Below are 250 nucleotides of genomic sequence, written 5' to 3'. Positions count from 1 at the left end.
CAGGAGGCCGGGGCGACGAACGACCTCGAGCGCGCCTACACGCTCGCCGACGGGGTCGAGTACATCCAGGCGGGTCTCGCCGCCGGCCTGACCATCGACCAGTTCGCCCCGCGCCTGTCGTTCTTCTGGGCGATCTCGACGACCTTCTTCATGGAGATCGCCAAGATGCGGGCCGCGCGCCTGATCGGGGCCAAGCTCGTCAAGGAGTTCGAGCCGAAGAGCGACAAGTCGCTGCCGCTTCGCACCCACA

Annotated in this window: 1 protein-coding gene; it reads left to right on the top strand. The window is 67.6% G+C overall.

Annotation, left to right across the window (positions count from 1 at the left end; translation table 11 throughout):
• Nucleotides 1-250: methylmalonyl-CoA mutase family protein (locus AC0IWM_RS23845; RefSeq protein ID WP_471759161.1), on the top strand; the 250-nt coding region annotated here is incomplete at both ends.

Source organism: Methylobacterium sp. AC433 (genome assembly GCF_979253015.1).
This window is presented reverse-complemented; position numbering and strand designations above follow the sequence as displayed.